The 8465-nt window shown below is 59.3% G+C and carries 8 protein-coding genes and 2 pseudogenes; 9 read left to right on the top strand and 1 reads right to left on the bottom strand.

The features are described from left to right. From NI470_RS15285 to yfdX1, 5 genes and pseudogenes are all read left to right on the top strand, one after another. A pseudogene (locus tag NI470_RS15285) lies at positions 1–140 on the top strand (IS5/IS1182 family transposase); the annotation flags it as partial. 92 nt (positions 141–232) lie between these two features. Further along, positions 233–394 (top strand): hypothetical protein, encoded by a 162-nt coding sequence (locus NI470_RS15280; protein WP_004642278.1) that lies wholly within the window; start codon positions 233–235, stop codon positions 392–394. A 294-nt stretch (positions 395–688) separates the two neighbouring features. Next, positions 689–3286, top strand: a complete 2598-nt coding sequence (gene clpK, locus NI470_RS15275; protein WP_481124121.1) for a heat shock survival AAA family ATPase ClpK — start codon at positions 689–691, stop codon at positions 3284–3286. A 129-nt stretch (positions 3287–3415) separates the two neighbouring features. After that, positions 3416–3700 (top strand): hypothetical protein, encoded by a 285-nt coding sequence (locus NI470_RS15960; protein WP_253148949.1) that lies wholly within the window; start codon positions 3416–3418, stop codon positions 3698–3700. Between the two features lie 76 nt (positions 3701–3776). Further along, positions 3777–4142: pseudogene (gene yfdX1 / locus NI470_RS15265) on the top strand (heat resistance protein YfdX1); the annotation flags it as partial. Positions 4143–4290: 148 nt separating this feature from the next. Here yfdX1 and NI470_RS15260 read toward each other — a convergent pair. After that, complete coding sequence (locus NI470_RS15260; RefSeq protein WP_253148951.1) at positions 4291–5223, bottom strand: IS5-like element ISAba13 family transposase; 933 nt, start codon at positions 5221–5223, stop codon at positions 4291–4293. 12 nt (positions 5224–5235) lie between these two features. Here NI470_RS15260 and NI470_RS15255 point away from each other — a divergent pair, with 12 nt between their 5' ends. Genes NI470_RS15255 through NI470_RS15240 form a run of 4 tightly spaced genes read left to right on the top strand, consistent with a single transcriptional unit; the run spans position 5236 to position 8008 of the window. Next, on the top strand, positions 5236–5517 hold the full coding sequence (locus NI470_RS15255; RefSeq protein WP_025465747.1) for a GGDEF domain-containing protein: 282 nt from the start codon (positions 5236–5238) through the stop codon (positions 5515–5517). Positions 5518–5528: 11 nt separating this feature from the next. Continuing rightward, positions 5529–6017, top strand: coding sequence for a phosphate-starvation-inducible PsiE family protein (locus NI470_RS15250; protein WP_253148953.1), 489 nt, complete (start codon positions 5529–5531; stop codon positions 6015–6017). After that, positions 6004–6837 carry a zinc metalloprotease HtpX gene (locus tag NI470_RS15245; protein ID WP_004882732.1) on the top strand — a complete coding sequence of 278 codons (834 nt, stop codon included), beginning with the start codon at positions 6004–6006 and terminating at the stop codon, positions 6835–6837. Before NI470_RS15250 ends, NI470_RS15245 begins: the two co-directional genes overlap by 14 nt. 19 nt (positions 6838–6856) lie before the next feature. After that, on the top strand, positions 6857–8008 hold the full coding sequence (locus NI470_RS15240; RefSeq protein ID WP_002072799.1) for a S1C family serine protease: 1152 nt from the start codon (positions 6857–6859) through the stop codon (positions 8006–8008). The last annotated feature ends 457 nt before the right edge of the window (positions 8009–8465 follow it).

The following is an 8465-nucleotide window of genomic DNA, read 5'->3' as shown; positions in this document are numbered from 1 at the left end:
AGATGCATTGCATTAAATTATTGGGCGATAAACTGAGTGCAAGGAGCTTTCAAAGCCAAGTCAATGAGATTCATACACGTGTGGCAGTCCTCAATAAATTCACTGAATTAGGTCGACCATTTACCCAAGTTACGCCTTAAATTTGGCTCAATTAGGGGCGCTTTGCATTTCAAATCTTTGTGCAACAAAGTCGCTGTACATTGACTCTTGATATTTTTTCCTGGTAAGCGCAATGTCTTACAAAGTCTTGCAAGGATTTCCTTGGCCGGAACCGCAAAGCGACGCGATTGGAGAGGGCGAAATGAAAGCGCACCTACAGGTGATTTTCACGCTCGATCCCGATCAACGGCTGACGCGGGGCAGCGCGTTTTTCTCAAAAAACAAAAAGAGATGAGGCACCGTGATCGTCGGTGCCTCGTCAGATCAATCTTTACAGGAGCATCAGTATGGACAGAAAACAATGCCAGGTCTGCAGCCAACCCGCCACCGTGCGGGTGGAAGCCAATCTCAACGGTCGTCACAGCACCATGCTGTTGTGTGACGACCATTACCGTCAACTGGTGCGCCAGCAAAAGCGCACCGTCTCGCCGCTGGAAGCCTTGTTCGGCTCGCGCAGCGGCCTGTTCGAGGACTTCCTCGGCAGTGACTTCTTCCGCATCGGCGACGACGCGACGCCGATACCGATGACGTGGTCGATGCCTCGTTCGGCGAGCCCGCCGCCGCAGGTTCGGGTGCGCCGCGCCGTCGCGGCAGTGGTTTGGCCAGCCGCATCAGCGAACAGTCGGAAGCCCTGCTGCAGGAGGCCGCCAAACACGCTGCCGAATTTGGCCGCGCCGAGGTGGATACCGAACATCTGCTGCTGGCGCTGGCCGACAGCGACGTGGTCAAGACCATCCTGGGTCAGTTCAAGATCAAGGTCGATGACCTCAAGCGGCAGATCGAGTCCGAGGCCAAGCGCGGGGACAAGCCGTTCGAGGGCGAGATCGGCGTGTCGCCGCGCGTGAAGGATGCGCTCAGCCGCGCTTTCGTGACCTCCAATGAACTCGGCCATTCCTATGTCGGTCCGGAGCACTTCCTGGTCGGTCTGGCCGAGGAAGGCGAAGGGCTGGCCGCCAACCTGCTGCGCCGCTACGGCCTGACGCCGCAGGCGCTGCGCCAACAGGTCAGCAAGGTGGTCGGCAAGGGCGCCGAGGATGGCCGCGCCGAGACGCCGACCAACACGCCCGAGCTGGATAAATACTCGCGCGACCTCACCAAGATGGCGCGCGAGGGCAAGCTCGATCCGGTCATCGGCCGTGCGCAGGAGATCGAGACCACCATCGAGGTGCTGGCCCGGCGCAAGAAAAACAACCCGGTGTTGATCGGTGAGCCCGGCGTCGGCAAGACCGCCATCGTCGAAGGGCTGGCGCAGCGCATGGTCGCCGGTGAAGTGCCCGAGACGCTGCGCGACAAGCGTCTGGTGGAACTCAACATCAACGCCATGGTGGCCGGCGCCAAGTACCGCGGCGAGTTCGAGGAGCGCGTGCAGAAGGTGCTCAAGGAAGTGACCGAGCACCAGGGCGAGATGATTCTCTTCATCGATGAAGTGCACACCATCGTCGGTGCCGGCCAGGGTGGCGGCGAAGGCGGGCTGGACGTGGCCAACGTGTTCAAGCCGATGATGGCGCGCGGCGAGCTGAACCTGATCGGCGCCACCACGCTCAACGAGTATCAGAAGTACATCGAGAAGGACGCCGCGCTGGAGCGTCGTTTCCAGCCGGTGATGGTGCCCGAGCCGACGGTAGCGCAGACCATGATGATCCTGCGCGGCCTGCGCGACACCTTCGAGGCGCACCACAAGGTCAGCATCACCGAGGATGCGATCATCGCCGCCGCCGAGTTGTCGGACCGCTACATCACCGCGCGCTTTTTGCCTGACAAGGCCATCGACCTGCTTGACCAGGCGGCCGCACGCGTGAAGCTGTCGGCCACGGCTCGCCCAGTGGCCGTACAAGAGCTGGAGTCCGAACTGCACCAGTTGCGGCGTGAGCAGGACTACATGGCCTCGCGCAAGCAGTACGACAAGGCCGCCGAGCTGGGCAAGCGCATCGAGGCAAAAGAGGCCGAACTCAAGAAGCTCATCGAAGATTGGGAGCGCGAGCGCGCCTCGGGCAGCGCCGAAGTCAAGGCCGAGCATGTCGCGCAGATCGTCTCGCGCCTGACCGGCATTCCGGTCAACGAGCTGACGGTGGAAGAACGCGAGAAGCTGTTGCATCTGGAACAGCGGCTGCACGAGCGCCTGGTGGGCCAGGACGAAGCGGTGCGCGCGGTAGCCGATGCCGTGCGGTTGTCGCGCGCGGGGCTGCGCGAAGGCGGCAAGCCGGTGGCGACTTTTCTGTTCCTCGGGCCGACCGGCGTGGGCAAGACCGAGCTCGCCAAGGCGCTGGCCGAGTCCATCTATGGCGATGAAGGTGCGCTGCTGCGCATCGACATGTCCGAGTACGGGGAACGCCATACCGTGGCACGCCTGGTGGGCGCGCCTCCGGGTTATGTGGGCTATGACGAGGGCGGCCAGCTCACCGAGAAGGTGCGTCGCAAGCCCTACAGCGTGTTGCTGCTGGACGAGATCGAGAAGGCTCACCCCGACGTCTACAACATCCTGCTGCAGGTGTTCGACGACGGGCGGCTCACCGACGGCAAGGGCCGGGTGGTGGATTTCACCAATACCATCATCATCGCCACCTCGAACTTGGGCTCGGACATCATCCAGCGTCGGCTGAAGGCCCGTAGCGCCGCCGGCGAGGAATACGAGAAGACCAAGTCCGAGGTGATGGACGTGCTGCGCGGACACTTCCGCCCCGAGTTCATCAACCGCATCGACGAGATCATCGTCTTCCATGCGCTGGGCAAGGAGGAGATCCGCCATATCGTCGGCCTGCAGCTCGATCGTGTGGCCCGCAACGCCGCCAGCCAGGGCGTGACGCTGACCTTCGATCAGACCTTGATCGACCACTTCGCGCAGGAAGGCTACAAGCCCGAGTTCGGCGCGCGTGAACTCAAGCGCCTGATCCGCAGCGAGCTGGAGACGGCACTGGCGCGCGAGATGCTGGGTGGCGGTATCGGCAAGGGCGATCACGCCAGCGCCCGCTGGGACGACAAGGCCGAACGGGTGGTCTTCGAGCGCCAGGAGCCACCCGCGAAGCCGGCTGAGCCTGAAAAGCCCGATGCCGCGAACGTGGCCGAGACGCCGCCGAGCGACGCGAGCAAGCCTGCGCGCAAGAAGAAGTCAGCGGACGGCGAATCTTGAGCGATGGGAGGCTGTCGTGTCCGACCCCAATGGGCTGACATGGGCAGCCACCCTCGTGTCGCTGGCGGTCGCTGTCCCCACAGCGGGGCACGCGGTCATCTACAAGCGTGACCCTCGATCGGCCACGCTGTGGGTACTCTGATCGCCTTGTTGCCGCTGGCCGGTTCGCTGCTGTATGTGCTGTTCGGCATCAACCGTTACCAGCGGCGGGCGCGGCGGCTCTTCCCGGGGGCAGATCCTGCTGTTCGGCAGGATCTCTCGCCCACGATGCCCGAGGCTGTATCGCCGCCACTTGCCGGTCTGGCCCACCTGGTGGGACGCGCCACCGGCCAGTCGCTGACCCGCGGCAACCGCATCGAGCCGCTCGTCGATGGCGAGCAGGCCTACCCGGCCATGCTCGCTGCCATCGAATAGGCGCGGAACAGCGTCGCGCTGGCTTCGTACATCTTCGACGGCCAAGGCATCGGGGCGCAGTTCGTCGATGCGCTGAGCCGGGCTCATCGACAGCGGCAAGATCGACAACGCCAAAGCGGAACTCGCCCGAGCACTGAACACCCTGGTGGTGACCTCGGTCGCCTTTCCTCTGCCCGTGCTACGGGCCGAAGCCGCGATCGCAAAAGCTGAAAAGCTGGCCGAGACCGACAAGCGCGATGCCAAGCAGAACGAGGAGCTCAGCACCTTGCTGTCGTCCGTGCGCACGGAGATTGAGATGGCGCAGATCCTGGGTTATGGCAAGAAGGCGGACTTCAAACCCATCTTCGATCAGGTGAAGTTCATTGAGCAAAAGTCGGCTGGTGGCAAAAGCGGCAAGGGATGGTTCGACGAGTTGAAGACGCGCATCCAAAAGCTGTTTTGAGGTGATGAAGGGGCTGACTGCTCTGTCGGTCAGTCTCGCGATGTTCGCATTCAGCCCCAATAGATTCGCCTATTTTCACTATCTCATACGAGGTATGGCTTTGTTGCACAAAAATTTAAAAGTTAAGACTTCTCATATCTACTCAAATTTAAGTGACAACTCGGGTATGTGGTCTGCCTAAGTCCGTAAATTTATTTAATACTGCCATACGTGCATGAATCTCATTGACTTGGCTTTGAAAATTTCTCGCACTGAGTTTATCCCCTAATAATTTGATGCAATGCATCTTGGTTTCAACCAAACTTCGCCGATGATAGCCTGACCATTTCTTCCAAATAGTTCTTCCTAAACGTTTAACTGTTCGAAGCAACTCATTGCGTTCTAGCGAGCCCATCTTTTTATCTTTCCATGGCTTCGCATTTTTTCTTGGTGGAATCACTGCATGTGCTTGCCGATCCGCAATGACCTGTCGGCACTGTTTGGTATCATAAGCTCCATCGGTATAGACGGAGTCAACTCTCTCATCTTGTGGAATCTGATCGAGTAAATCACCAAGTACCTGTGAATCACTCACATTGTTGGTTGTGAGCTGAACAGCGCGTATTTGTAAGGTTTTAGCATCTATACCAATATGTAATTTACGCCATTGGCGACGATATTCAGGCTGATGTTTTTTACGCTTCCATTCACCCTCACCTAAGAATTTCAGACCTGTAGAGTCAACGATTAGATACAGTCCATCACAACTTTTTTGATAGCTAATCACAATATCAATATGCTGTTGTCGTCTACAAATTGTAGTGTAGTCTGGCGCTATCCAATTTAACCTACAAAGATGGATGAGACTTTGAACAAAGCCAGTGACCATGCGTAAAGACAATCGAAAGAGAGATTTAATCATTAGGCAGCATTGGATAGCTGCGTCGGAGTAAGTTTGATTTCGTCCTTGTTTGCCTTTTGATGGGGCATACCATTGCGTAGCAGGATCAAACCAAATGGCAATATTTCCACGATTAATGAGAGCTCGGTTATATGAAGACCAATTGGTTGTGCGATAAATTTTAGGTGTCGACTTATTCATTTGAAAATTATATTGTGGAATAAGCCTTTAGAGATAGGTTTGTGCAACAAAGCCGAAGCGGCATCGATTGAAGACGCCCAAGTATGGGCGGAGCGATTTCGTCAGGACGTTGCGACGACAGCGGTGGTGTGTGGAGAGGTGTCGATCAGCTATAGCGCCAGCATGGGGGTGGCCCCCCTTGACGTCTGCTTAAACTCTTCCGAGCAGGTGATGCAGCAGGCGGACAGCGCGCTCTACCAGGCAAAAAGACAAGGGCGCAACCAAGTTGTGGGCGCACAAGTATTTCAGAATTGAGAGGAATGGCGATGAAGGAAAGGCAACCGGACCCGATCAAAACATTTCGTGCCCAATGGGCAGTGATGACGTTCTACGAGCGCTTCGAACAGGTGATCGCGCTCGCGCTGTCCGCAATCATTGCCGTGATCATCGTGGTCTCGCTGCTGCAGCTGATCTCGATCGTCTTCAGCCTGCTGGTCATCGATGCGTTCAATCCGCTCGATCACAAGGTCTTCCAGACCGTGTTCGGCATGATCATGACGCTGCTCATCGCCATGGAGTTCAAGCATTCCATCGTGCGGGTGGCCTTGCGCCGCGATAGCATCATCCAGGTCAAGACGGTGATCCTGATCGGGCTGATCGCCCTGGCGCGCAAGTTCGTGATCCTCGACCCGGAGACCAGCCCCGCCAAGATCGCGGCGCTCGCAGGCGCGATGCTGGCCCTCGGGGCGACTTACTGGCTGCTGCGCGAGCGCGCTGACCGGGCCGCCGGGGAAAGCCCAAATGAGCCATCGTGATCGGCGCCACGCGCAGGCTGCCGGCGCGCGGCATCGCTGGCTCAATCGCCTGCAAACCGCGCTGTTGGTGCTGACCCTGCGGCTGTATGGCGCACGCCCTCTGCACCCGAATGAAGCGCCCGATCTTTGGGCTGTGTTGCGCGAACTGGCGGCGCGGGCCGGGTTGCCTGCCGTGCCGGTACCGCACTACGTGCCCAGCGGGGTCGTCAACGCCTTCGCCACCGGTACGAAGCATCACGCGGCCATCGCGCTGACCGACGGTCTGCTGCGTAGCCTCACGCCCCGCGAGTTGACCGGCGTGCTCGGCCACGAAATCGCGCATATTGCGAACGAGGATTTGCGTGTCATGGGCCTGGCCGATTCCATCAGCCGGCTCACCCATCTTCTGGCCTTGTTGGGGCAAATCATGCTCCTCTTCAGCCTGCCGGCCTTGCTGTGGGGCACAGTCGCTATCCAGTGGCCGGCGCTGCTGTTGCTGGCCGTTTCGCCGCAGCTCGCGCTGCTGGCGCAACTGGGTTTGTCGCGGGTGCACGAATTCGACGCCGACCGGCTCACCGCCGAATTGACCGGCGACCCACAGGGATTGGCTTTGGCGCTCGCCAAGATCGAGCGGGAGAGTCGCGCCCGGCTGCTGCCCGGATGGGGCAACCCGGAACCCTCCTGGTTGCGCACGCATCCGGCGACGACAGAGCGCATCCAACGCTTGCGGGAATTGGCTGATTCGATGGCACCGCAACCGCTTCATTCCAGCCCATTTCTGCCGGACATCCCCTTGGCGCCACGCCCACCGCGTTGGCGCGCCAGCGGTGTCTGGCGCTGATTTCAACAAGGAGAATGGCATGACCTACCCCGACCTCAACAGCCGCCCGGCGCCGGACCGATTCATCCGGCGCTGGCTCGTCATCACTGGCTGCATCGCCGCACTCATGCTGCTGTGGCAGTTCTTGCCTGCCATCGAAGCCTGGTTCAGTCCGCGCGAAGCGGCCGAGCGCACGGTGACACCGCGTGGTGATCTGGCGGCAGACGAGCAGACCACCATCCAACTGTTCGAGAAATCGCGCGGGTCGGTGGTTTACATCACCACGGCGCAACTGGTGCGTGACGTCTGGTCGCGCAATGTCTTTTCCGTGCCGCGCGGCACCGGCTCCGGCTTCATCTGGGACGATGCCGGCCACGTGGTGACCAACTTCCACGTCATCCAGGGGGCATCGTCTGCCACGGTCAAACTGGCCGACGGTCGCGATTATCAGGCTGCGCTGGTGGGCGCCAGCCCCGAGCACGACATCGCCGTGCTCAAGATCGGCGTCGGCTTCAAGCGCCCGCCCGCTGTGCCGGTGGGCACCAGTGCCGACCTCAAGGTCGGGCAGAAAGTGTTCGCTATCGGCAATCCCTTCGGATTGGACTGGACGCTCACCACCGGCATCGTCTCGGCGCTCGACCGCACCCTCGACGGCGAAGGGGGCGGGCCTGCCATCGATCACCTGATCCAGACCGACGCCGCTATCAACCCCGGCAACTCCGGCGGCCCGCTGCTCGATTCGGCCGGGCGGCTGATCGGCATCAACACCGCCATCTACAGCCCTTCGGGCGCGTCCGCTGGCATCGGTTTCGCTGTGCCGGTGGATACCGTCATGCGCGTGGTGCCGCAACTCATAAAGACCGGCAAGTACATCCGTCCGGCGCTGGGCATCGAGGTGGATGAGCAGCTCAACGCGCGTCTGCAGGCGCTGACCGGTAGTAAGGGCGTATTCGTATTGCGCGTGACGCCGGGCTCGGTGGCGCACAGGGCCGGGCTCGTCGGCATCGAGGTCACCGCAGGCGGCATCGTGCCCGGCGATCGCGTTATCAGCATCGACGGTATCGCCGTCGACGACGTCACCACATTACAGGCCCGGCTAGACGACAAGAACGTTGGAGATGTTGTGGTCTTGTTAGTGGAGCGGGCCGGCAAGACTCGCGAGATGCTTGTGGAACTACAACCGGGAGTTTGATGGAAAGTGGGTCATGGATCTGCACAGCGAAGCAGTCAAGCGACTTCAGCCTTGCGCCGAACTACGAGCCCTAGCTAGTGCAGTGGGGGGAAGGCTGTTTAGGTTAAATGGATATAAGGGAGTCATTTTTGATTGTGTTTTTAAAAGAAGGTGTTGATTTTTTTGGGTAAGCATTTAGGGCGTCCAAGGGTTGGAGCAGTTGGCACGGATGAGAGAGCTCAATGCTCGCTAGGGATTGGATCTATGTGTTTTTTCTGACTGACTGCTTACGTGTTGGAACGGGCAACATCGGAAAAGGATGAATTTTTATTTTCACCATTTACCGTATTTTTCGAGCCTGGGCGAAAATTAGGATGATACTTTAGCGCGGCTTTGTTGCACAAAGATTTGAAATGCAAAGCGCCCCTAATTGAGCCAAATTTAAGGCGTAACTTGGGTAAGTGGTCGACCTAATTCC

It is taken from the genome of Acinetobacter lwoffii, from assembly GCF_024129115.1.
Taxonomy (GTDB): Bacteria; Pseudomonadota; Gammaproteobacteria; order Pseudomonadales; family Moraxellaceae; genus Acinetobacter; species Acinetobacter lwoffii_T.
This window is presented reverse-complemented; position numbering and strand designations above follow the sequence as displayed.